The sequence below is a fragment of the Luteitalea pratensis genome (genome assembly GCF_001618865.1).
In the GTDB taxonomy this organism is placed as follows: domain Bacteria; phylum Acidobacteriota; class Vicinamibacteria; order Vicinamibacterales; family Vicinamibacteraceae; genus Luteitalea; species Luteitalea pratensis.
In genome coordinates this window covers 6,953,411-6,977,925 of record NZ_CP015136.1, presented here as the reverse complement: position 1 = coordinate 6,977,925, position 24,515 = coordinate 6,953,411, and the positions used below count along the sequence as shown (strand labels likewise).

Below are 24,515 nucleotides of genomic sequence, written 5' to 3'. Positions count from 1 at the left end.
TTGGCGGTCGCCTGGCGGCCGGGCTCAGCCACCTTTGCGCAAACGCGCTTCGACGGCCAAGGAGAGCCGGCCTGCCGGATGTCATCGACCAGGGTTGACGCCTACGTGCCCGGGGGCGCTCCGCCTTCGCCAACGCTACGGCGGACAGGCGTGGCGGCCTGCCCGGGTGCCGCCTTGATCGCATACAGCAGGCGGGTGCAGTTCTCGCACTGTATGAGCTTCTCGCCCCGGCGCACCTCGGATGTGATCATGTGTCGGTTCTTCACGTTGCAGCCGACGCACAGCTCGCCGATCAGGTCGGCCACGGCGTGTAGCGGGTAACGCTTCGCGGCGCGGTCGTAGATGGCGAGAGCGCCCGCTTCTATCGTCGGTCGAAGGACCGCGATGCTGCCCTCGACCGCCGCCAGCTCGAGCCTGTGGCGCTGCGTCTCGTCGGCTTCCCCGGCCAGCGCGACCCCGGCGGCATCCTGGCGATCGGCCAACGTGCGGCCGGCGGCCTCGGCCTGGGGTGTCAGCTCGTCCAGCTCGAACAGCAGCGAGATGGTCTGGTCTTCACGTACCTTCATTTCACCTTCGACGGTGGCGATCTCGTGCTGCACGGCCTCGTATTCGCGCGCGTTTGTCACCGCCATCAACTGCTGCTTGAACTTGGTCAGCCGCTGCTGGGCCGACGCGACATCGCGGTCGCCGGCGCGTCGCTGGGCCTGACGGTCCTCGATTGTCGCGTTGAGCGCGTCGAGTGCCGCGCGGGCGTCAAGGACGGGCGCCTCGATTTCGCGCCGCCGCTTGTCCACGGCGTCGATGTCGGCGCGCAGGGCTGCCGCCTGGCGTTCGAGTCCCTGCAGGCGATGGAGCTGTTCGAGGCTGGGGTGCACGCGGCGACGGTATCACTGACGAACGCCGAACGCCGAACGCCGAACGCCGAAGGGGAAGGGCCTGGGCACGTGGATTCGGATCTCATGAGGCTGAAGGGCCTGCCCGCCGAAGCCACAGGCGAAGGCGGGCGACAATGGATCCGTGCAGAACCGCAGCGAAGAGCAGGTCGTGGACGTAGTAGTCATCGGTGCCGGGCCCGTTGGCCTGGCGTGCGCCATCGAGGCGCGGCACGCGGGCCTGACCGCGCGTGTCCTCGACAAGGGCGCGCTGGTGAACTCGATTGTCGGCTACCCGGCCCGGATGGAGTTCTTCTCGACGCCGGACCTGATCGAGATCGGGGGCCATCCCTTTCCGGTACAGGGCTACAAGCCGACGCGCGAGGAAGGCATCGAGTACTACCGGGGCGTGACGGCGCGTGAGCAGGTGGACGTGCGGCTCTACGAAGCCGTGCTGGCGGTACACGGCAGCCAGGGCGATTTCCGCATCGAAACCTCCCGCGGAGTGCACAAGAGCCGGAACGTCATCGTGGCTACCGGCTTCTTCGACCTCCCGAACCGTCTCGGCGTGCCTGGCGACGAGCTTCCCAAGCTCACCCACTACTACCGGGAGCCCTATCCCTACGTGCAGCAGCGCGTCATCGTCATCGGCGGCAAGAACTCGGCCGCCAAGGCCGCGCTCGACTGCTATCGACATGGCGCCGAGGTGACCATGGTGATCCGGGGGCCGTCGCTCTCGGAGACCGTCAAGTACTGGATTCGACCCGACCTGGAGAACCGGATCAAGGAAGGGTCGATTCGGACGTATTTCGATTCCACCGTGGAGGAGATTCGCGAAGGCGTCGTGCTGGTGCGCGCACCCGGCGGAACCATCGCCGTGCCCAACGACTTCGTGCTCGCGATGACCGGTTATCGGCCCGACTTCCCGTTTCTCGAAACACTCGGCATCACCTTCGCCAGCGACGAGTTCCGGACCCCGATCTTCGACGAGACGACGTTCGAGAGTGCGCGGCCCGGCCTCTTCCTGGCAGGCACCGTCTGCGGCGGACTGAAGACCAACCGGTGGTTCATCGAGAACGGTCGGTTCCATGCGCGGCAGATCGCGACGCATCTCGCGGGGCAGCGCACCGAGGCGATCCCGTTTGCGTCGATTCATTGGAAAACGGAAGAGTGACGCCAGCGACGAACGGCGGACGCTGAACGCCGAACGCAGAAGAAGACAAGGCCCAAGGCCGAGGGTCCGAAGGCCGGAAGTGCAAGGGCAAAGAGATGCATTCACGCGAGTCGCTGGCACGTGACGCGGTGGCGATGGGGGTACACGCTGGCGACCTGGTGATGGTGCATGCGTCGGTCCGGGCGGTGGGTGCGGTTGCGGGCGGACCCGATCAGATTCACCTCGCGCTCTCGGATGCGGTCGGGGCGACCGGTTCGCTATTCATGTACGCGAGCTGTCCCGAACACTACGATCAGGTCGGCACGGGTACGCTTCCGGCTGACGTCGAGGCCGACCTGCGAGCGTCGCTGCCGCCGTTCGACGCGCGCACGGCCCGTTCGCAGCGCGAGAACGGGGCGCTTGTCGAGCTGTTGCGGACGTGGCCGGGCACGGTCGCCAACGACCACGTCGTCCGTTTCGTCTGCCGCGGACCACACGCTGCTGCCATATTCGGGACGCAGCCATGGGACTACGCGTACGGTCACGGATCGGCGCTGGCGCGGCTCGCATCGTTCCGTGGGCGTATCCTCCTGCTCGGCAGCGACCACGACGCCGTCACGTTCCTCCACCATGCCGAACATGTGCTCGACGCGCCAGGCAAGATCGTCGTGCGCTACCAGGTCCCGGTGTTCGAGGCTGGCCACCGCATCTGGCGCTGGGTGGAGGAGTTCGACACCGGCGAGCGTGCCCATCCCCACTGGCCAGATCGCTTTTTCGCGCGGCTGGTGGGCGGATTCCTCCAACAGACCGGCAACTCGGGCGGCCGAATCGGCGACGCCTCCGCGCATCTGCTCGATGCCGGCGCCCTCCTCGATTTCGTGCTGCCGGTGATGAAGGCGGTGGCCACCGACGCCGCCGCGGCGGATCACCACCTGCCGCGTCGCTAGAGAGCTCGTCCTGTGGCGCCTTGCCGGTCGTCGCAGAAGCAGTTAGAGTCGCCGGCAGCCCACCATGTCAGCAACGATTCGAACACGCATGCTCCGGGTGCTGCCGCTCGTCGCCGGTGCCGTGCTGGTGGCCGGCACGGTGCTCGCGCAGCCCGACGCGGCGACGCCCCGTCTCGAACTGCGGCCCAACGACCGCGTGATCCTGATCGGGAACACGCTGGCCGACCGCCAGCAGTACTTCAACCATTTCGAGACGACGCTGCTCGCCTTGTACCCGCAGCTGCAGCTCTCGGTCCGCAATCTCGGGTGGAGCGCCGACACGTTGACGCTGCAACCGCGGCCGCTCAACTTCGGCGACGCGACGCAGCACCTCACCGCGCAGAAGGCAGACGTGATGATTGTCTTCTTCGGGGCCAACGAGTCGTTCGAGGGGGAGGCCGGCCTGCCGCAGTTCGAGAAGGATCTGGAGGCCTACATCGCGCAGCACCGAGCCGCGAAGTACAACGGCGTCGAGGCACCACGGCTTGCGTTCGCGTCGCCCATCGCCCATGAGCGGATCGAGCGGCTCGTCCACGTGGACGTCGACGCACGGAACCGCGAACTGGCCCGGTACACCGACGCGATGCGTCGCGTCACGGCTCGCCTCGGCGTCCCGTTTGCCGACGTCTTCACCCCGATGCGCGAGGCGATGGCATCGGCCAAGGCACCACTGACGGTCAACGGCATGCACCTGAACGCCGGGGGCGACAAGGTGTTCGCCGTCGTGCTGCTTACCGCTCTCGGGCTGGCACCAGAAGAACTGCCCGCCGGTTCGAAGAGCTACGACGACCTGCGCGCCCTGATCAACGAGAAGAATCGCCTGTTCTTCCTGCGCTTCCGTCCCCTGAACGCCGAGTACGTGGTCGGTCGGCGCGTCGATCCGTTCGGGTCTGTGAACTTCCCGCCAGAGATGAAGCGCCTCGACGAGCTCATCGCCGCGCAGGAGAAGAAGATTTGGCGTCAGGCGCGCATCGTGAATCCGAAGCCGACCAAACCGGCCCGGCCGGTCGGCTCAGCCGTGTCGCCTGACCAGCAGGGGGCGCAGTGACACGACAGGCGGCAGGCTACGGGCTACAGGCTGCGGTCTTCGTGGCGGGCGGCGCCCTCTGCATGACGGCGGCCACCGCGCACGCACAGGTCGCCGATGGCCAGGAGCCCAATCGCGGCGCGGCCCTCGACCTTGCGTCGCAGGATCCCAAGGTCGCGCTCTCGCGCATCAAGGTGGCCGAGGGCTACGAGGTCTCGCTGTTTGCATCGGAGGTCGAGTTCCCGGATCTCGCCAAGCCGCTGTCGATGACCTTCGACACACGGGGACGGCTGTGGGTGCTGACCTCACCCACGTACCCGCATGTGCTGCCTGACGAGAAGCCGAACGACAAGCTGATCGTCCTCGAGGACACCAACCGCGACGGCAAGGCCGACAAGAGCACGGTCTTTGCCGACAAGCTCTACATCCCCACCGGCTTCGCGCTCGGCGACGGCGGCGTGTACATCGCGCAACAGCCGGCGCTGATGTTCATGAAGGACACCAACGGCGACGGCAAGGCCGACGAGCGCCGGATCCTCCTGCATGGCTTCGGCACCGAGGACAGCCACCACTCGATTCACGCCTGGCAGTGGGGCCCCGACGGCGCGCTCTACTTCCAGGAGGGCACGTTCCTGCACTCACAGGTGGAAACGCCGTACGGTCCGAGACGCCTCGCGTACGCCGGCGTGTGGCGTTACGAGCCGCGCACGGAGAAGCTGGACGTGTTCGTGTCGTATCCGTTCGCCAACCCGTGGGGGCACGTGATCGACGCGTGGGGCCAGAACTTCGTGTCCGATGCTTCCAATGGCTACAACTACTGGGGCACGGCGTTCTCGGGCCATGTCGACTATCCGAACAAGCAGAAGTCGATGCAGGAATGGACGCTGACGCGCGTGCGGCCCACGAGCGGCAGCGAGTTCGTCAAGAGTCGTCACTTCCCCGAGTCCGCGCAGGGCAACTTCCTCTACAACAACGTCATCGGGTTCCTCGGCATCAAGCAGTACAAGACCGTCGAGGAGGGCTCCGGTTTCGTCGGCGTCGAGGTCGAGCCGTTGCTGCAGTCCACCGACCCGAACTTCCGGCCGGTCGGCATGCAGTTTGGACCCGACGGTGCGCTCTACGTGATCGACTGGTTCAACCCGCTCATCGGTCACATGCAGTACTCGATTCGCGATCCGCGCCGCGACAAGTCGCGTGGCCGTGTCTGGCGCATCACCGCGAAGGGCCGGCCGCTGCTGACGCCGCCGAAGATCGACGGCGCGACGATCGCCGAGCAACTCGATCTCCTGAAGGCCTACGAGGACCGGACGCGCTACCAGGCACGGCTCGCATTGCGCGAATGGCCGACGGCGCAGGTGATTCCGGCCGTCCAACGATGGATCACCGGCCTCGACAAGGCCGATCCGGCCTACGAGCACCACATGCTCGAGGCGCTCTGGGTACACGAGCACAACGACCGCGTGAACCAGCCGCTGCTGGCGCAGCTGCTCGCGGCCCGGGAGTTCCGGGCCCGCGCGGCGGCCGTACGCGTGCTGCAGCACTGGTTCGATCGCGTCGACGATGGGATGGGGCTGCTGGCGAGGGCGGTCAAGGATCCGGAGCCGCGCGTGCGGCTCGAGGCCGTACGCGCCCTCAGCTTCGTGCCGACCGCCGAAGCGGCCAGCACGGCGCTGCAGGTGCTCGCGCAGCCGATGGACTACTACCTTCACTACGTGCTCGATTCGACGATGAGCACGCTCGAGCCGGTGTGGAAGCCGGTGCTCACGACTGGCGGCACGTTCGCGACCGACAATCCGGCAGGGCTCATGTTCGTGCTCGATCGGCTGTCGCCTGCCGACCTTGCCCGCGTCAAGCGCAGCACGCCGGTCTATTTCGCGCTGTTGTCACGACAGGGCGTCGCGCCTGCAGCTCGACGCGAGGCGCTCGACGCGCTCGCGACGCAGAACGGCACCACGGTACTGCACGAGATCATCGCTGCGGTGAACCGCATGGACGGCACGCCCGGCAGCGCCGCCGCCGCGGCCGATCTCATGCAGGTGCTGGCGACGTTGTCGCCGGCCCAGCTGGCGCCCGAGCGGGCCGCCGTCGAGCGTCTCGCTCGCGAGGCGCGCAACGACAGCATCCGCGAAGGGGCGTTCCTCGCGCTGATGCAGATCGACGGCAATGCCACCGCAGCGTGGCAACTCGCGTCCGCGAGTCCGCGGCTGCGCATCGACCTGTTGCGTGGCGCGTCGAAGCTCGGGCCGGGACCAGCGCTCGACAGCCTCCAGACATTGCTCGTGCCGACGCTGCGAACTGCGTCAGCGGCAGGCGGCGTCAGGCAGGTGGCAGCGCCGATTACCGGCCGTTACGTGCGACTCGTGCGTCCGGGCCGCGCGCAGGTCCTGAGCGTGACGGAGGTCGAGGTCATGAGCCGGGGCGAGAACGTCGCGCGCAAGGGCACCGCCACGCAGTCCAGCATCGTGGCTGGTGGCGCGACCGGTGGACATGCGCCCCGTGCCATCGACGGCGGCGTCGACATGGCAGCCACCGCAGGCAAGGATCCGCTCGCGGGCACGCACGCCTTCACGAGCGCCGAGCAGGACCCCTGGTGGGAAGTGGACCTCGGGTCCGAGCAGCCGATCGACGAGATCAAACTGTGGCCTGCAGCGCAGGAGTCCCGCACCGGCCTCTATGTGGCCGTGCTCGACACGAGTCGGACGCCGGTCTTCGTCAGGGACGCGATCCGCGTCACGCGCGTCCCGGAGCCGGTGACGCTCGGCGGCGACATGACCCTGGCCGTCAACGCCGCGGGCATGGGCGTGCTGCCGCAGCTCAAGGGCCACGAGGCCGATGCGGTGTCGATCCTGTCGGCCTTCATGCGCGACCCGGCGCAGCGGCAGGTTGCGATTGCGGCCATTCGCCGGTTGCCGCCGAGCGCATGGCCGGCAAGCGAGGTTACGGCACTGGCCGATACGGTGCTCACGCACGTGCGTTCGATTCCACCCGCCGATCGGACCGGTCCGGCGTTTCTCGAAGCCGTCGGCTTCGGGCACGAACTCGCGACCAGGCTGCCGCAGGCCGAACAACAGGCATTCACCAGGGCGCTCGACGAACTTGTCGTGCGCATCATCCGCATCGAAGCCGTGACCGCGCAGATGAAGTTCGATCTGTCGCGCATCACTGTGGCAGCCGGAGAGGAAGTGGTGATCGAGTTCGTCAACCGCGACGAGATGCCGCACAACTTCCTGGTGACCAAGGAGGGCGCGCTCGAGACCGTCGGGCTCGCCGCCGAGGCGATGGTGTCTTCGCCGGATGCCTTCGGGAAGAGCTTCATCCCGAAGACGCCGGAAGTCCTGTTTGCCATCCGCCTCCTGCAGCCCGGCGAAACCCTGCAGGCGCGATTCACCGCGCCCACGCAGGCAGGCAGTTACCCGTTCGTCTGCACGTTCCCGGGGCACTGGCGCACGATGAACGGCGTCGTCCAGGTGGTCAGGACGCCCGCTCAGGTGTCTCCACAGTGAGGAATATGACGGCTTACCACTTACGGCTCAGGGCTTACGGGATGGACGTCAGGTCTCAGGTCACAGGTCTCAGGTCACGCAGGACGTTGGGCGCCGTGATGTTGGCGATGGGTGTGGTCGGGGCGGCGTTGACGTACGGCGCGTCGTCCGGTGTGCTCGCGCAGGGGCGCGTGCCGCATGTCGTGTTCGTGACCGGAGACGACGAGTACCGCTCCGAGATCACGATGCCGATGATTGCGGCCATCCTCGAGAAGCACTACGGGATGCGCACGTCGGTCGCGATCTCCAGGCCGATCCCGCAGACCAAGACCAACATCGAGGGGCTCGAGGCGCTCGAGACCGCCGACCTGATGGTCATGTTCACACGCTTCCGGGCGCTGCCAGACGAGCAACTCGCACGCATCACGAAGTACGTCGACGCAGGCAAGCCGGTGGTCGGCCTGCGCACGAGTACCCATGCCTTCCTCTACCCGGAAGGCAGTCCGCACGTGGCGCTCAACGACGGCTTCGGGCGCGACGTCTTCGGACAGAAATGGATTACGCACCACGGCAACAAGTCGTCGACGTCGGTCACCGTGAACGAGGCCCAGGCGGGGCACCCGATCCTGCGTGGCGTGACGCCGTTTCCGGCGCGCTCATGGCTGTATCACGTGCTGCCGCTCAATGGGCCGGCGACGATCCTGCTCGAAGGTGACAGTATCAACTCGCAACAGACGGCCAGGGCGGAGCAGTATCCGCCACATCAGCCCGTTGCCTGGACACGCGGGCACAACGGCACCCGGGTGTTCTTCACCACGCTCGGACATCCTGCCGACTTCTCGCAGGAATCGATGCGGCGCCTCGTCGTCAACGGCATCCTGTGGGCGCTCGGCAAGGACGTGCCGCAGGGGGGCGCCAACGCGACACCCGTCAGTCCCTACGTCGCGCCAGAGAGCTTCGATTTGTCGAAAGTGCCGAAGGGGGATTGAGACGAACGCTGAACGCCAAACGCTGAACGCCGAGCAGTGAACGCTGAGCGCTGAACCCGAAGGCCGAAGGCCCAATGCCGAAGGCCGATTCGCGATTAACGATGATCACGTTCGACGACATCCTGGCGGCACGACCACGAGTCCAGCCATACGTGCGGCGCACGCCGCTCGAGCGCAGTCGCACGTTGAGCGACCAACTCGGCACGAACGTCTACCTGAAGCTGGAGCTCTTCCAGCGCACGGGCTCGTTCAAACCCCGAGGCGCCTTCAACCAGATCCTCCACCTCACCCCCGATCAACGTGCGCACGGCGTCGTCGGCGTCAGCGGCGGCAACTTCGCCCAGGCGCTCGCCGATGCCGGAGACACGCTCGGCACCCCGACGATGGTGTGCATGCCGACGACGGCACCGAAGGCATCGGTCGAGGCGACACGTGGATATGGAGCGACTGTCGAGCTCGCGGCAACGTTCCCGGAAGTGTTTGCGAGGGCCGAGGCGCTGCGCGCGGCCGGAGCGTGCCTCCTGCACCCGTTCGACAATCCGCACCAGATGGCTGGCGTCGGCACGATCGGACTCGAGGTCCACGAGGATCTGCCACAGGTGACCGACATCGTCATCAGCATCGGCGGAGGTGGCCTGATCGCGGGTATCACTGTGGCGCTCGAGGCGCTCATCCCGGGCATCCGTGTCTGGGGAGTAGAGACCGAGGGAGCCGACGCGATGGGCCAGGCACTGAAAGCCGGACGCGTGGTCGAGGTCACGCCGACGTCGCTCGCACGCACATTGAGTGCGCCGTATGTCGCCGAGGACGCGCTCATGATCGTGCGGCGGCACGCGCAGCGCTACGTCCTCGTGTCCGATCGCGAGGCCTACGAAGCGGCCCGCCACCTGCTCGAACGGACGAAGGTCAACGCCGAACTCGCTGCCGCGTGCACGCTGGCCGCCGCCCGCCGGGTACGCGAGGCGTTCTCGTCCGACAGTCACGTGGTCCTCGTGATCTGCGGCGGCAACGTATCGCTGGAGGACTGGGTGGACTACCACGGCCGCTTTGCCTGACACGCGCCGCACCGCAGGAGCCATTTCATGCCCATTGCCATCGTCCGGCTCGGAACGTCGAGGATTGCCGGAGAGGGTGTGCGCATCGGCACGGTACGCCGGCCTCCGCGCGGCGTACCGAAGGCCGAATTCGCGTCGCGAGATTTCTACGACGTGTGGATGCCGACGCTCGCCCCGAGCGACGGTCTCGTCGCCGTTGGGCAGAACGCGGCCGACGACAAGGCGTGGGCGATGTTCACGCGCAAGTACCGTGCGGAAATGAACGCCCCGGAGCCATCACGCCTTCTCGATCTGCTCGCGGCGCTTTCGCAGCAGACAAATCTCTCGGTCGGGTGCTACTGCGAGGACGAAGCGCGGTGTCACCGCTCGGTGTTGCGCGAGTTGCTCGTCGAGCGCGGTGCAATCGTGCGCGAGCCCTGACCTGGTTCACGTACGGCCGTCGTTGACGCGCAGGGGACCACCTTGCCGAACGGCTTCAAGAGCCTCATGGTGGGCCAGACGGCGCCCGCCCGGTCCTTCATCAATTTCGCGGATCCGTCCGGCCGGGCCCTGAACTGGACGGTGCGCTTCGACCCACGTCAGGCGGCAGGGTCGACTTACCTGAGCGTTACCAGGACAGGCGCCAATGAGTGGATCATCGAGGCGACCGCTGAAATGGTGGCGTCCCTGAGCAACTACACCACCGGCTCGGGCAAACAGGTGACGACCCAGGAGGGCACCTACCGGATGCCGTTCCGGATCCGGGTCACGGCTCCCTGATGTCGCGCCTGGTCGGTCGGCCTTGGCGCCGTTCGACCAGGCAACGCAGGTTCGGGTCAGCGTCCTGCCGCACGCGAGGAGACGCTGACGGGACGCCCGAAGCGCGATGCGGTCAGCGTGATGTCCGCGCGTGCCCACGCCTTCTTGAAGCGAGCCTCGGCAATCGCGGCCTGGGCGTCCTTGCCCTGTGCGCGGAGAGCCTGGACGACGCCGAAGAGCGCCCAGCCGTTGTCGCGCCCGCGTCGCAAGTCTTCCCAGTAGACCGTTTCGGCCTCGGCCGGGCGACCGGCCTCGAGCAGGATGGCACCGAGCGCGAGCCGCATCGGCGAATGCCACTCGGATGGCTCGGTGTACACGAGTGCGTCCTCGAGGCGCACGGCTTCCTCCAGGCGGGCAATGGCGTTGGGGAACTCGCCACGCGCCGCGGCAATCTCGCCAGCGAGGACCGGCACGCCGATGGACAGGATGGCGCGTCCGGCGTTGGGTGAGAAGAGCGGCTGGTCGAGGCTCTTGTCGGGCAGGACCGCGACGAGAGCCGCGAGCTCGCGCTCTGCCGCGGCGACATCCGCCGTGGCGACGAAGGCCTGGCCGCGCGCGTAGTGCCAGGCGCCGCGCAGGAACGGGCTGCCAGCGGGCGGCTCCGGTTCGGCGAGCATCTCCTGCCAGTGCCCGAACCGGACGTGGGCCCAGTACGGAACGACACGGAAGCCGGCCAGCATCGGCAACTGCGCGAGCTGTGCCTCCTCGACGCGCGAAGCGACCTTGCGTGCCGCGTCGATCGCGACCTTGCTCTGGCCGTCCGCGGCGGCGGCAAACCACAGGAAGTGCACGTTGTGCGGGTAGTACCCCATCGGGTACAGGCCCTGGGCGCGGCACTGGGCGATGTAGTCCTCGTCAGCGGCCACAGCGAGGCGGTTACTCTCCATCGCGTCCGCGTACCGACCGACGCGCTGGTAGATGTGCGATGGCATGTGGACCATGTGGCCCGCCGCGGGCATCAGCGTCAGCAGGATGTCGGCGGCCTTCTCGGCCCGCTCGGGCGTGCTGGTCGGCTCGACCAGATGCACGTACATGTGGAGTGCGCCCGGGTGTTTCGGGTACTTGCGGATCATCTGTTCCGTGAGCGCCACGATTTGGGCGGTGCCTTCGTGCGGCCGCCCATCGGGCATCCAGTAGCCCCAGGGGCGCAGGTCCATCATCGACTCGACGTAGAGCATCGCGATGTCGGGGTCGTCGGGGAAACGCTGGTGCACCTTGCGCATCGCCTCGGCGTACGCGCGATCGTTGGTCGTGCGGTGCTCGGGGGTGCCGGAGTAGCGCGCTGCGAGGGCGTCGATCAGCGCCTGTTCGCGCGGTGTGGCGGTGCCCTTCAGCGACTGGGCCTTCTTCACGAGCTCGAGGGCGTGCGGCTCGTCATTGGGCTCCATGAGCGCATTGATGTTGGGTCCAAGCACGAGCGCCTGGCCCCAGTAGGCCATCGCGAGACTCGGGCTCAGGCGGGCCGCCTCACGAAAGGCGCGCCGTGCCTCTGCATGATTGAAGGCATACGCCAGGTTGAGGCCCTGGTTGATGAAGCGCTGTACGCTGGCGCTCTTGGTACTGACCGGGAACGTATGTGTGCCGAGGTTCTGTAACCGTGGCGCAACCTCGCCATTGGGCCCGGGCTGCGCAGCCGGACCACCTGACTCGTAATGCTTGTGGGAACCCGATGCCGAAGGCGCCGGCGCCTGGGCGAAGGCAATCGTACCGAGCAGGATCGTGGCCGACAGGAAGGCGGCGCGAGTGAGCCTCATTTGCATGGATGTACCTCCTTCTGAACCCGGTGCCACGGAGAGGGGGCGCGTCAGTGCGCGGACCAAACATCCGCTTTACCGCAAGCGGGCCGGCAGGGCCCAGCCTCCACACCGGCATCGTGAAAAACGATCAGGTGAGTCCGGGCGAACAGGTCCCTGGGGCGAATGCCGCTTCCCCAGGGGTAACTGGTTTGACCGGCCGCGCGATCTCGGCGACGCGGCCAGGCATGCGCCATTTCCTGCACGCACTGGTCGGCTCGAGGGTTTGTCGGCAGGGCCGCAGCCGAATCGCTCTCGGACGTGGATCGTCAGCGGGTGCTGGCGCTGAGAAGTCAGGTCCCTGGCCCGTTGGCTGCAAGCACTCGTTCCACCGGACTGGTGTTCCATGTGTCGATCACACACTTCCAACCGCCATCCGCCTGCTTGCGCCACACGGTCACGGCCTTCCCGTACTGGGTCTTCAACTCACCGGACACGTCGCGGAACGTCATGCGATTGCGTTCGACCAGATAGCCGACGTCGGCGCCGTTCGACACCGTTGCGAGTTCCGGCTCCCAGGTAATCGAGAATCCGGGGATGGACGAGGCCTGTCGAATCCATGCCCGGATTGCATCTTTGCCAACGACGGCCGGCTGATCAGGCGGCAGCAAGATGGCATCGTCGGTCCAATAGGCAAGCGCGCGTTCCAGATCGCCGCTCGCGGCAGCGTGGGCCCACTCGCGGCTCGCACGCATGAGTACTGCACGTTCATCTTCCGGGTTCGTCATGAAGGACCTCGCCTGTCGATCCTGACTCACGAGGCGCGAAACGACGCGACGCGAGTGCCGATGTATCAGCATAGCCCTCGAGTTCCAGGCGATTTCCTTGTCGGAAACGAGAACAACCCGGCCCACGTCCGCATGGCGGATGATGTGGCGCCGGCCATCGTCGTCGAGCATGCGCGTGCGGACCTCGATCGCCTCGACGACGCCGCGGGCCGAGCCGGTCTCGACAGTGTCGCCGACGAGGTAACGGCACATCGACCAACGTCGAACGCTGAAGCGTGGGAGGGCCTGAATGCTGGTGGCCCGCACGACGAGCTCGCGCCGGAACCGGACGCAGTCGTGAAGATTCGGTACGAACCCGCGCGAAACCCTCGCCACCGACCCCGCCGCGTCCCTGCAGCGACTTGTTCGCTCGGAAATCTCGCCGATCAGCGCCGATCCGCCCCCCGATCCGCCGCCAAGTAGCCCAGCCCCGCGACAGACAGCCGATCCCCGCCTCGGATCGGCTGTCGCGCCCGTAGTACTCACACAGATACGAACCTGCCTGCGACACCTGCCCGAAGGGCGGCCTGCAAGCACTCTCTGACGCTACCCGGAAGCCGTGCTCCAGCGGGTGTCCTGATGGCGGGAGCCGGCATGGCCGCGTGACGCACCCGCCCCAGCTCCCGGCACCCTTCCAAGGTCATCGAGGACAACGACCTGGTGGAGTCCACGTTCCCCCGCGTGTGATCCACGGCTGGGCGCTGTCGTGGAGAACGATGAACACGGCCCTGCGGTTCTCGGCCCCGACGCCGCTCAGAGTCATCGGGTGGGCAGTGTGCATGATGACGCTCTCGCCGGCGTTGGTCACCGTTGTGCCATCTGGTGTCTCCAGGCACTGCGCGCCTGACAACACGTAGAAGGCCTCCGGTCCAGAATGCGTATGCCCGGCCCCCCCTCTCATCTCCGGCGGCAGGATTGATTCCATATACCGCGCCGTGTATCGGGCGCCGCGCTCGAGATGGAGGGGTCCAATGACCGCCACGCGCTCTCCATTCGCCGGTTTCCATTGTTGGTCGGCGACTGTAAACACCCAGAACTTGCCATGGGACTGCACCGCGACACCATTGCGGGACCGTGCCGCTTGCGCAATGGCCAGTGTCGGGTAGGTGTAGAGATGCCAGTAGACCGCCTCGGATAATCCGTCCATGGGTTCGGTTGTGAGCAAGTAGCAACCGGCATCCCCAGTGCGCTCACTGGCCGGCGTTTCACACCGGCCAGGATAGATGGCCGCAAACGGTGACGGCGGCGCTTGGGCTGGAGCCTCCCTCGGGAGAGACGTCATCAAGAGCACGATCAGACAGCGGAGCGCACTAGCCTTCGGCATTTGCCCACCTCTTCGGGAAAATTGGAAGTCAATTCTATGCGCCCTTGGCGACGGCCTGTTTCGTCGGGTGTCTTCACCGACATGCGTTCCTCGAAGCGTGGCCCCCGCGGCGGAATCTCGCCTCAGCGTGTCCGGTACCCCAACTGCGGAAGACATCTGCTCCCCTCGGCTCGCACGCTGATGACCTCGGTGTGCGCCTTGATGGCCGGACGGGCGGGCGCGCGCTCGGCCCGCCATCGGGCATGTAGTTCTTACCTTTCATCACGTGATGAAAGCACAGGGGAGATCGATGCCTAACCGTCTTGTGGATCTGGTCATCGACCGTGTCGATTGCGTTGACGTCGCCGCTAACCAACACGCGTCCATCCTGCTCCGGAAAAGGAGAGCGGCGTCATCATGCAGCGCGAGGCCCGCCTGCGCGACCTGCGCACGCCGCAGGCCCGCCACAACGCCAAGGGCGAGGAGGTCCGGGGCTTGGCGAGCAAACTCTCACGGGAAACCGATTCCGACATCGAATCGAGCTACCGCGAGACCATCAAGACGCTGAAAGCCGAGCGCGACCAGTTGGCCCGCGAGATCGCCGACCTCGAGGCGAGCCGCAGGCGGAAGGCGGGTGGCCCACCCGACGAGCGAAGCGCCGGAGGCGGGCGCAGTTCGTCAGGATTCGAGCCCGGTAGGCGAGGCCCGGAGGACCGGAGCCGGAGGGCCTGAAGGCGGGTGGGCCCACCCGACGAGCGAAGCGCCGGAACCGGACGCAGTCGTGAGGATTCGACCTCGAGGCGAGCCGTAGGCGGAGCCGTGAGGCGGAAGGCGGGTGGGCCCACACGACGAGCGCGCGCCGGAACCGGACGCAGTCGTGAGGATTCGACCTCGAGGCGAGCCGTAGGCGGAGCCGTGAGGCGGAAGGCGGGTGGGCCCACAGGACGAGCGCGCGCCGGAACCGGACGCAGTCGTGAGGATTCGACCTCGAGGCGAGCCGTAGGCGGAGCCGTGAGGCGGAAGGCGGGTGGGCCCACACGACGAGCGAAGCGAGGAGTGGTGGGCCCACCAGGATTCGAACCTGGGACGGGCCGGTTATGAGCCGGCGGCTCTGACCGCTGAGCTATGGGCCCACTCGTGGTGGATACAGCAACGCTTAACGCTTAACGCTTAACGCCTGACGCCTGTCGGCCCGTTGGCACGCTCGGCTCTGCGATTGTGTCACGTACGCCGGTTCGTCGTCAGTCGCAAGGCAGCCCGTGATGCCGGAACGGTTCGAACGGTACGCCAACGGCTGCCAGAGGCCGTGTCGTCGATCGCGCTCAGGGCTCGTCGGCGCTTGGTCCGTAGATCTGCGGCACGGTCGATCCCATGGGACGCAGATACGTGCTGATCTGCCCGCGGTGATGGACGATGTCGAAGAGGAAACTCCACGCCATCGGTGCCGCCGGCCGTATGCTGCCGAAGAAGTCCATGGTGCCAGTCCAGCGTTCGTTTGGCAGCGCTGCCCACCGTTCCGGCAGACCGGCACTCTGCGCGTCGTAGCTGGCGAGCACTTCCGCCATGGTCGCGGGCAGGGGAGGCGGCGCCCACTCGGCGACGCCGCTCTCCATCGCCTCGATGAGCATCTTCTCCTCGCAGACGATCTGCCACGCGATGTCGTGGGCCGTGCGCGACTTTGGATCGGGCTTGTACGTCGAGCCCTCCGGTATGCGCGACAGCACCTTGCGTGTCGTCTGTGACTCGTTGGTCCAGAAGCCGACAAACAGCGCCTTCTCGTCCACGTCGTCCCCCTGACTGGCCCGTACTCGCCAGCGTAGGCCCTACTTCGTCGCCGCCTGCAGGTTCGCCGCGACCCTCTGCACTGCGTCCATCACCCGCAGCAGGTTGCCGCTCCACAACTTCCCGATCTGTTCCTCCGTGTAGCCACGGCGAACGAGTTCGAGCGTCACGTTGAACGTCTCGTCGGCGCCGCTCCAGCCGTCCACGCCGCCGCCGCCGTCGAAGTCGGAGGACATGCCGACGTGATCAACGCCGACCTTCTTCACGAGGTAGTCGACGTGATTCACGAAGTCGGCGACCGTCGCCCGGGACGCTGGAAACGCCTTGTTGACCTCCGCCATCTTCACGCGGAACTGCGCACGCTGCTCGTCGGTCATCTCGTCAGGCCCGCCCGTCGGCATTGCTTTGCGCACCTCGGCCATCGCAGCCGCACGCTCGGGCGAGTCGGGCGGCTTGATCTTGACGTAACCGTCGAAGGCCACCGTCTGCACCACGCCGCCACTCTTCTTGATGGCCATCAGTTCCTCGTCATCGAGGTTCCGGCTGTGGTTGGCCACCGCCCGTGCCGACGAATGCGACGCGATGACCGGGGCCTTCGACAGTGCGATGGCCTGCAGGTTCGCCTGCTTGGACGGGTGCGAAAGGTCGATCATGAAGCCGACGCGATTCATTTCGGCAATCGCCTGCTTGCCGAGATCACTCAACCCGTTGTGCTGCCACTTGCCGTCCCGTTCGCCGGTGTTCGAGTCGGCGAACTGGCTGTGCCCGTTGTGCGCCAGCGACAGGTAGCGACCGCCGCGGTCGTAGAACTCCTTGATGCGCGACAGGTCCGTTCCAACGGGATACGCGTTCTCCACACCGATCAGCGCCACCTTGCGCCCTGACGCGGCGATCTTCCTGACATCGGCGGTGGTGAGCGCCAGCCCGATCCGATCCGGCGCGATGACGTCGACCAGCCGATGAATGGCGTCGAACTTGGCAATGGCCTGGGCATACGCCTTGTCGTAGCCCTCGGCAGTCTGCGGGCCCTGCCCGACATAGACGATGAAGAACGCGGCGTCGAGGCCACCCTTCTCCATCTTCGGCAGGTTCACCTGCGTGTCGAGCGCGTGCGCATAGTCGCGCGGACCAGCCGTGAAGTTGCGCGCGTCGATGTCGACGTGCGTGTCGAGCGTGATCACCCGCTCGTGGATGGCCTTGGCCTTGCCGACGATCGCGGCATCGGGCGTTTGTCCTGCCGCCACCCTTCCGGATGTGAGGACAGCAACGAGAGCGAATGCGAGAGTGAGGCGGCGAGCGCGATTCATGTCGCACGATTGTGCCAGAGACGCCGCAGGGAACGAACGCCGAACGCTGAACGCGACACCTTGTCGGCAATCCCGAGTTTCTACGGCGGCACGTCTGCCCCGCGTTCCGGGTTCCAGGCGCAGTGCCCGGCACCCGGTGGCCCGGACGACGGTGCCCGGTGCCCGGTCCCTGTTCAGTCCTGACGCAAGGCCGTCATCGGATTCGTGCGCGAGGCTCGCAGGGCCGGCAGCAGGCAGGCCGCGAGACCGACGGCCGTGATCACGGCAACGGCGACGATGCCGGACAGACGCACGTCGGGGCCACTCGGGCCGATGACGCTGGTGATGACCAGGCGGGTGGAGATGTTGCTCATCCCCAGTCCGGCGATGATGCCGATGCCAAGCAAGGCGGTGCCCGACCGGAGTACCGTGCGCACGACGTCATACCTGGTCGCACCGAGCGCCATGCGGATGGCGAACTCCTGCTTACGCCGCGAGACCGCATAGGCCATGACGCCATAGACGCCGACTGCCACCAGCGTCAGGCCGACGCCAGCGAACACCGTGAGGATCACGAGACTGAAACGAGGCTGCGCGTGGAAGCGGCGCCGCAGGTCGTTTTCGAGCGTCGACCCGGGCCGGACCGGCACGTTGGGGTCGACAGTCCGGATGGCGCGTTCGAGGGCCGGGAGCACGGCTGCGGCATCACCCGTCGTGCGCACCAGGATCTGCCGCGCCGTGTTGCCGAACAGAGTGGTGGTGGTTGGCAAGTAGACGCCCGGCAACGGGACGTCACCTGGACCTTGGTTACGGACATCGTTCACGACGCCGATGATGCTGAAGCGCGAATCGTTCAGGTAAGCAGGTGCTCTCGCCAGATCTGGCAGGTCGAGATACTGCCCAATCGGGTCTTCATTGCCGAAGTATCGCTCCGCGAGTGAGCGGCTGATGACCGCCACGCGCGCGGCGCTGCTCACGTCGGCCGCAGCCAGGGTGCGGCCCCTGAGAGGCTCGAGGCGCACGAGCCCGAGGTAGTGCTCGTCGCAGAGTTGGGTCACGACCAACTCCGCCCCGCCAGGTGCCCGCATGCCGGGGCGGTTGGCCGTCATCTGCCAACCTCCGTACGGCCAGTTCGACACCTGTGCCGCACCGGTGACCCCATTGACCGCTCGGGCGCGGGCGACCGCATCGACGTAGTACTGATGTCGCAGGGCGGGGCCGGGCTCATCGCGTTTCTCGAACCGGGGGGCAACGGAGGCAAGCCCCTTGGGGTTCACGCCGAGATCGGCCGACACCAGCGAGGCAAAGTTCCGGATCAGCATGCCCGCGCCAAGCAGCAGGACCAGCGAGGTGGCGACCTCGGCGACCACAAGCCCATGCCGCAGCCATCCGTGCTTGTTGCTGGCGCCGGAGCCCTTGCCCGATTCCCTCATCCCGTTCACGAGGTCCTGCCGCGAAGCGTTCCATGCCGGCACGATCCCGACGATCATCGTCGTGAATACCGCCAACGCGAGGCTCGCGACGAGTGCTTCGGGCACGAGCCGTAGTTGCACTTCGAAGGCCACGCCCTGCCGCGGCAGGATCGTCGCCACCGCGCGGATGCCAGCCCATGCCAGGATGCAACCGCCGATGGCGCCACACAGCGCAAGCAGGCCGGATTCGGTCAACAGGTGCGCCATGATGCGCAGGCGTCCGCCACCGAGCGCGGCCCGTAGTGTCATCTCCCGCTCACGCGTTGTCGCCCGCGCGAGCAGCATGTTGGACACGTTGCAGCAGGCGATGAGCAGCAGCAGGACGACCGCGGCCAGCAGCGTGTAGAGCACCCGGCTGAAGGGGCCAACCACCCGGTACCTCAGGTCGAGGACCTCCATGCGCAGATGCGGCGGATATTCGTCGGGATGCAGGGCGGCACGACGCTGCGCGACGGCCGTCATGCGCTCCGATGCCTCCGCCAGCGTGACGCCGGGCTTGAGGTGGGCCTGGTACCACCATCGCCGGTCGTCCGGTGGCGTGGCGCCGCGCCGCAGCGTCAACGGGGCCCACATGTGGGGCGCCTGCCACGCGAAACGGGGCGGCATCACGCCGATGATGGTGCGCGGCACGTCGGCCACGGTCACGACCTGCCCGAGGATGTCTTCGCGGCCGCCGAACTTCTCGATCCAGGCGCCATGGTCGAGGACGACGACCGGGCCCGCGCCGGGCCCGGCATCGTCCTCGGTGAACACGCGGCCCTTGAGCGGTGGCACGCCGAGAAACGGAAACGTGTTCGGCGTCATCTCGGAGAGGGACACGATGTCCGAGCCCGTCCCGGTACGCATCATCGCGTTGTCGGTCGCGCTGGCCACGACGGTTTCGAACACGGTCTGCTGTTGCCAGAAGTCGAGCAACTCGTCCTGGCCCATCGCCCCGCCGCTCCAGCGGCGGCCCGTCTCGGTGTCGACGACCCACACGTTCACCATCCGATCCGACTTCGCGTACGGGAACGGATCGAGCAGGATGTTGCGAAGCGCGCTGTAGATGACGGTGACACCGCCGATACCGAGCGCGAGCGTGAGCACGGCCGCGATAGTGAACCCCGGGTTGCGCCGCAGGACGCGGGCGGCGTAGCGGATGTCCTGTCCAATCCAGTCGAGCAGCGTGACGGTGTTCATGGCGTAGATCTCTTCGCGAATCCGCCCGGTGTTCCCGAGCTTGCGTCGGGCGGCGGCCCTGGCGTCGTCGGGCGTCATGCCGCGCGCGATGTTCTCGTCGGTTTCCAGCTCGAGGTACGACTCGAGTTCACGAGTCCGCTCGTCGTCCCACCACGCCCGCCGAAAGAAGCGTCGCCACGCCATGGTCATGTTGGTCGGGCTCGGAGAGCCGGCCCTACCGTCGCTCCTCGGCGCGACTGAGGACGACCTGGTTCATCGCGACTCCTCGACGGGCTTCAGGACCTGGTTGACCGCGGCGACGAGCTCCTGCCAGCGACTGGTGCGCGTGGCCAATTGCTCGCGTCCCGTGGGCGTGAGGCGGTAGTAGCGGGCCTTGCGGTTGTTCTCGGACGTGCCCCAGAACGAGGCGACCCAGCCACGGTCCTCGAGGCGGTGCAGGGCGGGGTAGAGCGACCCGTGCTGGACCTGGAGCAGCGCGTCGGAGCGGTGCTCGATGACGTGGGCAATCGTGTGGCCGTGCGCCGGACCGGGCTGCAACGTCTGCAGGATCAGCAGATCCAGCGTGCCCTGAAGGAGATCAGCGTCGAGCGAAGCGGACGAGCGGCGCGGCATGTGTCGAAGCGTAGCCCGACCACAGGCCTCTCCACAAGATGATCTAGTGGAGAAAAGGCAGGCAGAACAATGAAAGTTGGGACGAACTATCTGGCGACAGGTCGAGAACCAGTCGGGAGGCGTCGACCTGACTTGTCCGCCGTAGCGTCTGGCGAAGGCGGAAGGTCGACGCCTACAAACAAAGTGGCGGCGCCGACTACCCGCCGGACACGTGTTCTCGGCGGGTCAGCGTGCGGCATTCGGCGTTCGCCGTGAATGAAAAAGGGGCGCCCTGTGTGGGCGCCCCTTGAGCGTCGACCTGACTTGTCCGCCGTAGCCTCTGGCGAAGGCGGAAGGTCGACGGCTACATCCTGTGATTTCGACATTCCCGGCATTGCGGCATTCCGGCATTTCCACCGGCCGCCGTGATGCGGGCGGTCGTCTGCTACGACCGGCCCTCCAGGAACGCCTTGAGCTTGCGGCTGCGCGACGGGTGCCGCAGCTTGCGCAGCGCCTTGGCCTCGATCTGCCGAATGCGCTCGCGGGTGACGGCGAAGTTCTGGCCGACTTCCTCGAGCGTGTGCTCGCTGCCGTCGCCGACGCCGAAGCGCATCTTGATCACCCGCTCCTCGCGCGGCGTCAGCGTCTTCAGCACGTCATCGGTCTGTTCCTTGAGGTTCAGGTTGATGACGGCCTCGGCCGGCGACACGATGTTGCGGTCCTCGATGAAGTCGCCGAGGTGTGAATCCTCTTCCTCGCCGATGGGCGTCTCGAGCGAGATGGGCTCCTGCGCGATCTTGAGGACCTTGCGGACCTTGGCGACCGGGATGTCCATCCGCTGCGCGATCTCCTCGGAGGTCGGTTCGCGACCGAGCTCCTGCACCAGCGCACGCGAGGTGCGAATGAGCTTGTTGATCGTCTCGATCATGTGCACCGGGATGCGGATGGTGCGGGCCTGATCGGCGATCGCGCGGGTGATGGCCTGGCGGATCCACCACGTCGCGTAGGTGGAGAACTTGTAGCCGCGGCGGTACTCGAACTTGTCCACGGCCTTCATCAGGCCGATGTTGCCTTCCTGGATCAGGTCGAGGAACTGCAAGCCGCGGTTGGTGTACTTCTTGGCAATCGACACCACGAGGCGCAGGTTGGCTTCGACCAGTTCCTTCTTGGCCTGCTCGGCCTGCATCTCGCCGCGGTAGATCGTCTCCAGCGTGTGGCGCAGGCGCTCGGGGGTCTCCTCGAGGTCGGTCGACATCTGCTGCACGACGGCCCGCAGGTCCTTCTGCTTCTTGAGGAGGACCTTCTTCTCCTCCTCCTTCAGCTTCGGCTTGCGACCCTTGGCGGTCGGGTTGACCTGGCGCTCGATGTGGTCGGCCTCGCGCTGCAGCTTCTGCACCGCCTCGACCTGCTCCTTGATCTCCTCGATCAGGCGCCGCTTGACCGACTCGGTGAACTCGATGCGACGAATCGCCTTCGAGATCGCCACCCGCTTGCGGAGCATCGACCAGCGCGCCTTGCGCCACGTCGAGTACTCCTTCTTCGTCTTGCCCTTCTTGATGCCGCCGAACTTGACCTCCGCCGTCTTGAAGGCGGTGATCGCCTTCTTGACCGCCTCGATCTGCTTCAGGACTTCCTTGGCGCGCTCCTCGAGACGGTCCTCGGTGACCTCCTCGTCGGTGAAGATCGCGATTTCGCGGATGGTGCGCTGGCCCGCCTTCAGCTGCTCGCCCATCTCGAGGATCTTCTTGGCCACCGTCGGCGTTCGCGAGATCGACTTGATCACCGCCAGCTTGCCGCGCTCGATGCGCTTGGCGATCTCGACCTCGCCCTCGCGCGTCAGGAGGGGGACGGTGCCCATCTCGCGCAGGTACATGCGGACGGGATCGTTGGTCTTGTCGAGCGCGCCCGGCGTGAGATCGAGTTCCGGCTCCTCGCCCGTGTCCGGGCGGTCCAGCATCTTGTCCTCGCGGTACTTCTGCTCGGACTCGACGACCTCGATGCCAGCGTTGCCAAACGTGCTGAACAGGTCCTCGAGCTCCTCGGCCGACGAGGTGATGTCGGCTGGGAGTACTTCGCTGACCTCGTCGTACAGGAGATAGCCCTTCTCCTTGCCGATCGCGATCAGGTGGCGTACTTCGTCGTACTTGTCCTCGATGGACACGTCCGCTTGTCCGCGCCTCGTACTCGGGGCGGGACGATCCTCGGTCTTCACTTCAGGGCCTCGATCCGTTCCAGTAGTGCCTTTTTTTGCAACCATAGCGCCAGGATTCGCTCCGTGTTCGCCGCGCCGCCGGCCTCCTGCAGCTGGTCGATCTCCCGCTGCACGCTTGCCCGCTCCCGCTCCAGCCGCAGCGTTCGTATCACTCGTACGCACGACTCGGGCGTCGCCACGACGCCCGCGCTCATCGTCAATCCGGTGACCCACCGGCGCTCCTCTTCTGTGAGACCTGACAGGACCTGTGCCGGCATCTGGTCCGGGTCCCGCACGTCCGTGGTGAGCACCAGGCGCAACAACCGCCCGGTGCGCAACTGCTCGAGATCGGCATCCTCGAGCGCATCCATCGCGAGCATCGCCTCGCGCGGCGTGGTCATCACGCCGACGATGAGCTCACGTTCCGCCTGGCTCAGGCCAGGCATCGACGCACGGCGCGCCGTGTCGGGCAGGGTCTCCTGCCTGGTCACTGCGGCCTTGCGAATCTCCTGCCGGACCGTCTCCTCGCCCACCTGCGCGCGATGGGCGAGCCGATCCGCGAACTGATCCCGCGCCAGTGCCTCCGGGATGCGGGCGGCCACGGCCAGCATTTCGTTCAGGAACGCGACACGACCGGTCGGATCCTTCACGTTGTGCCGCGCCGCCGCGCGGTCGAGCACGAAGTCCAGGTACGGCCGCGCCTGCGACACCTTCTCCCGATAGGCGTCCCCGCCGTAGCGCCGGACGAACGTATCGGGGTCCTCACCCTCCGGCAGCAGGGCGACGCTGACCTGGAAGCCCTCGGCCACGAGCAGATCCCCCGACTTTGCCGCCGCGTTCTGGCCGGCGCCGTCGGCATCGAAACTCAACACCACCTTCGAGGCGAAACGCCGGAGCGTCTGCGCCTGCGGCTGCGTCAGTGCCGTCCCGCTCGACGCCACCGTGTGGGCCACTCCGCCCTGCCACGCCTGCAGGACGTCGAAGTAGCCCTCCATCATTACGACGCTGCCGGCCTGTCTGATGGCGTGCTTGCTCAAATGCAGCCCGTACAGCACCCGTCCTTTGGTATAGAGCGGCGTTTCCGGAGAATTCAGGTACTTGGGTACCTGATCATCGGCCATCGCCCGCCCGCCAAAAGCCACCACCGACCCGCCCTCCCGGTGGATCGGGAACAACAGACGTTGCCGGAACCGGTCCACCACGCTGCCGTCGTCGCGCTGGACGGCCAATCCGCCTCGCACCAGTTGGCCGGGCGAGAAGCCCTGCTGCTTCAGGTGCCGGACCAGCATGTCCCGCGACGGTGGGGCATACCCGATTCCAAACGTTTCAACCGCCTCGGATCGGACATCCCGACGTTTCAGCAGTTCCCTCGCCGCCGTCCCTGCCGGACTCGCGAGCTGGGCCGCGTAGAACGCCCGCGCCAGTTCGTGCGCCTTCAGCAGCGCCTCCCGCTCTGCCTCCTCCGCGTGCGCCTCGGGCGATGCAGGCGCCTCGGGCAGCGTGATGCCGCACCGCGCCGCCACCCGCTTCACGGCATCGTGGAACCCCACGCCCTCCTGGAGTTCGACGAACTTGAAGACATCACCGCCCTGGCCGCAGCCGAAGCAGTGGAAGAACCCCTTGTCCCGGTTCACCGTGAACGACGGCGTCCGTTCCCCGTGAAAGGGGCACAACCCCTTGTACGTCGTGCCCGCCTTGCGCAGCGGGACGTACTCCTGAACGACCTGCACGATATCCGCGGCATGCCGGATCTGGTCGATGAGCTCCCGCGGGTAAAGCACGTCCGACC

19 protein-coding genes and 1 tRNA gene are annotated in these 24,515 nt (G+C 66.8%); 9 read left to right on the top strand and 11 right to left on the bottom strand.

Going from position 1 to position 24,515, the window contains the following annotated elements:
- Nucleotides 1–101 precede the first annotated feature (101 nt).
- A complete protein-coding gene (locus tag LuPra_RS29320) occupies nucleotides 102–794 on the bottom strand; it encodes a zinc ribbon domain-containing protein (protein ID WP_157899839.1) in 693 nt (230 codons plus the stop codon).
- A gap of 223 nt (nucleotides 795–1,017) precedes the next feature.
- Between LuPra_RS29320 and LuPra_RS29315 the strand changes: the two genes are divergently transcribed.
- From LuPra_RS29315 to LuPra_RS29280, 8 genes are all read left to right on the top strand, one after another.
- Entirely contained in the window at nucleotides 1,018–2,046 is a 1,029-nt protein-coding gene (locus tag LuPra_RS29315; RefSeq protein WP_110174056.1) for a YpdA family putative bacillithiol disulfide reductase, read from the top strand.
- Between the two features lie 95 nt (nucleotides 2,047–2,141).
- Entirely contained in the window at nucleotides 2,142–2,972 is an 831-nt protein-coding gene (locus LuPra_RS29310; RefSeq protein ID WP_110174055.1) for an AAC(3) family N-acetyltransferase, read from the top strand.
- Nucleotides 2,973–3,060: 88 nt separating this feature from the next.
- Nucleotides 3,061–4,059, top strand: a complete 999-nt coding sequence (locus LuPra_RS29305) for an SGNH/GDSL hydrolase family protein (protein WP_157899838.1) — start codon at nucleotides 3,061–3,063, stop codon at nucleotides 4,057–4,059.
- Nucleotides 4,056–7,541 carry a PVC-type heme-binding CxxCH protein gene (locus LuPra_RS29300; RefSeq protein WP_110174053.1) on the top strand — a complete coding sequence of 1,162 codons (3,486 nt, stop codon included), beginning with the start codon at nucleotides 4,056–4,058 and terminating at the stop codon, nucleotides 7,539–7,541. The genes LuPra_RS29305 and LuPra_RS29300 overlap by 4 nt, the downstream gene beginning before the upstream one ends.
- A gap of 107 nt (nucleotides 7,542–7,648) precedes the next feature.
- Nucleotides 7,649–8,509 carry a ThuA domain-containing protein gene (locus LuPra_RS29295; RefSeq protein ID WP_234800608.1) on the top strand — a complete coding sequence of 287 codons (861 nt, stop codon included), beginning with the start codon at nucleotides 7,649–7,651 and terminating at the stop codon, nucleotides 8,507–8,509.
- Nucleotides 8,510–8,610: 101 nt separating this feature from the next.
- A complete protein-coding gene (locus LuPra_RS29290; RefSeq protein ID WP_234800607.1) occupies nucleotides 8,611–9,564 on the top strand; it encodes a threonine ammonia-lyase in 954 nt (317 codons plus the stop codon).
- A gap of 27 nt (nucleotides 9,565–9,591) precedes the next feature.
- Entirely contained in the window at nucleotides 9,592–9,984 is a 393-nt protein-coding gene (locus tag LuPra_RS29285) for a DUF488 domain-containing protein (protein WP_110174050.1), read from the top strand.
- A gap of 42 nt (nucleotides 9,985–10,026) precedes the next feature.
- A complete protein-coding gene (locus LuPra_RS29280) occupies nucleotides 10,027–10,323 on the top strand; it encodes a hypothetical protein (RefSeq protein ID WP_110174049.1) in 297 nt (98 codons plus the stop codon).
- A gap of 56 nt (nucleotides 10,324–10,379) precedes the next feature.
- On the opposite strand, the gene LuPra_RS29275 is transcribed toward LuPra_RS29280, so the two are convergent.
- The 3 genes from LuPra_RS29275 to LuPra_RS29265 form a co-directional block, all read right to left on the bottom strand.
- A complete protein-coding gene (locus tag LuPra_RS29275; RefSeq protein WP_201792169.1) occupies nucleotides 10,380–12,122 on the bottom strand; it encodes a tetratricopeptide repeat protein in 1,743 nt (580 codons plus the stop codon).
- Nucleotides 12,123–12,448: 326 nt separating this feature from the next.
- Nucleotides 12,449–13,135 (bottom strand): YybH family protein, encoded by a 687-nt coding sequence (locus tag LuPra_RS29270; protein ID WP_157899836.1) that lies wholly within the window; start codon nucleotides 13,133–13,135, stop codon nucleotides 12,449–12,451.
- Nucleotides 13,136–13,562: 427 nt separating this feature from the next.
- Nucleotides 13,563–14,069 carry a hypothetical protein gene (locus LuPra_RS29265; RefSeq protein ID WP_157899835.1) on the bottom strand — a complete coding sequence of 169 codons (507 nt, stop codon included), beginning with the start codon at nucleotides 14,067–14,069 and terminating at the stop codon, nucleotides 13,563–13,565.
- A 573-nt stretch (nucleotides 14,070–14,642) separates the two neighbouring features.
- Here LuPra_RS29265 and LuPra_RS29260 point away from each other — a divergent pair.
- Entirely contained in the window at nucleotides 14,643–14,957 is a 315-nt protein-coding gene (locus LuPra_RS29260; protein ID WP_110174046.1) for a hypothetical protein, read from the top strand.
- Between the two features lie 325 nt (nucleotides 14,958–15,282).
- Here LuPra_RS29260 and LuPra_RS29255 read toward each other — a convergent pair.
- The 7 genes from LuPra_RS29255 to dnaG form a co-directional block, all read right to left on the bottom strand.
- Nucleotides 15,283–15,358: transfer RNA gene (locus tag LuPra_RS29255), tRNA-Ile, on the bottom strand.
- A gap of 189 nt (nucleotides 15,359–15,547) precedes the next feature.
- Nucleotides 15,548–16,009: a DinB family protein gene (locus LuPra_RS29250; RefSeq protein ID WP_110174045.1), complete on the bottom strand. Its 462-nt coding sequence runs from the start codon at nucleotides 16,007–16,009 to the stop codon at nucleotides 15,548–15,550.
- A 39-nt stretch (nucleotides 16,010–16,048) separates the two neighbouring features.
- Nucleotides 16,049–17,314, bottom strand: coding sequence for a dipeptidase (locus LuPra_RS29245; RefSeq protein ID WP_110174044.1), 1,266 nt, complete (start codon nucleotides 17,312–17,314; stop codon nucleotides 16,049–16,051).
- Between the two features lie 173 nt (nucleotides 17,315–17,487).
- Nucleotides 17,488–20,133 carry an ABC transporter permease gene (locus LuPra_RS29240; protein ID WP_110174043.1) on the bottom strand — a complete coding sequence of 882 codons (2,646 nt, stop codon included), beginning with the start codon at nucleotides 20,131–20,133 and terminating at the stop codon, nucleotides 17,488–17,490.
- Nucleotides 20,134–20,196: 63 nt separating this feature from the next.
- Complete coding sequence (locus tag LuPra_RS29235; RefSeq protein ID WP_110174042.1) at nucleotides 20,197–20,556, bottom strand: PadR family transcriptional regulator; 360 nt, start codon at nucleotides 20,554–20,556, stop codon at nucleotides 20,197–20,199.
- Nucleotides 20,557–20,980: 424 nt separating this feature from the next.
- Nucleotides 20,981–22,792 (bottom strand): RNA polymerase sigma factor RpoD, encoded by a 1,812-nt coding sequence (gene rpoD, locus LuPra_RS29230; protein WP_169812031.1) that lies wholly within the window; start codon nucleotides 22,790–22,792, stop codon nucleotides 20,981–20,983.
- The gene (gene dnaG, locus LuPra_RS29225; RefSeq protein ID WP_110174041.1) at nucleotides 22,744–24,507 is read right to left on the bottom strand and encodes a DNA primase; all 1,764 of its coding nucleotides are present in this window, start codon (nucleotides 24,505–24,507) and stop codon (nucleotides 22,744–22,746) included. The genes rpoD and dnaG overlap by 49 nt, the downstream gene beginning before the upstream one ends.
- Nucleotides 24,508–24,515 lie beyond the last annotated feature (8 nt).

Excerpts from the sequence above, each read along its gene's own strand:
- LuPra_RS29235 (WP_110174042.1), bottom strand. The coding sequence starts at position 20,556 with ATGCCGCGCCGCTCGTCCGCTTCGCTCGACGCTGATCTCCTTCAGGGC.
- LuPra_RS29270 (WP_157899836.1), bottom strand. The coding sequence starts at position 13,135 with ATGTGCCGTTACCTCGTCGGCGACACTGTCGAGACCGGCTCGGCCCGC.
- LuPra_RS29285 (WP_110174050.1), top strand. The coding sequence starts at position 9,592 with ATGCCCATTGCCATCGTCCGGCTCGGAACGTCGAGGATTGCCGGAGAG.
- LuPra_RS29310 (WP_110174055.1), top strand. The coding sequence starts at position 2,142 with ATGCATTCACGCGAGTCGCTGGCACGTGACGCGGTGGCGATGGGGGTA.
- LuPra_RS29265 (WP_157899835.1), bottom strand. The coding sequence starts at position 14,069 with ATGGACGGATTATCCGAGGCGGTCTACTGGCATCTCTACACCTACCCG.
- LuPra_RS29245 (WP_110174044.1), bottom strand. The coding sequence starts at position 17,314 with ATGAATCGCGCTCGCCGCCTCACTCTCGCATTCGCTCTCGTTGCTGTC.
- LuPra_RS29275 (WP_201792169.1), bottom strand. The coding sequence starts at position 12,122 with ATGCAAATGAGGCTCACTCGCGCCGCCTTCCTGTCGGCCACGATCCTG.
- LuPra_RS29305 (WP_157899838.1), top strand. The coding sequence starts at position 3,061 with ATGCTCCGGGTGCTGCCGCTCGTCGCCGGTGCCGTGCTGGTGGCCGGC.
- rpoD (WP_169812031.1), bottom strand. The coding sequence starts at position 22,792 with ATGGTTGCAAAAAAAGGCACTACTGGAACGGATCGAGGCCCTGAAGTG.
- LuPra_RS29260 (WP_110174046.1), top strand. The coding sequence starts at position 14,643 with ATGCAGCGCGAGGCCCGCCTGCGCGACCTGCGCACGCCGCAGGCCCGC.
- LuPra_RS29295 (WP_234800608.1), top strand. The coding sequence starts at position 7,649 with ATGGGTGTGGTCGGGGCGGCGTTGACGTACGGCGCGTCGTCCGGTGTG.
- LuPra_RS29240 (WP_110174043.1), bottom strand. The coding sequence starts at position 20,133 with ATGACCATGGCGTGGCGACGCTTCTTTCGGCGGGCGTGGTGGGACGAC.
- LuPra_RS29290 (WP_234800607.1), top strand. The coding sequence starts at position 8,611 with ATGATCACGTTCGACGACATCCTGGCGGCACGACCACGAGTCCAGCCA.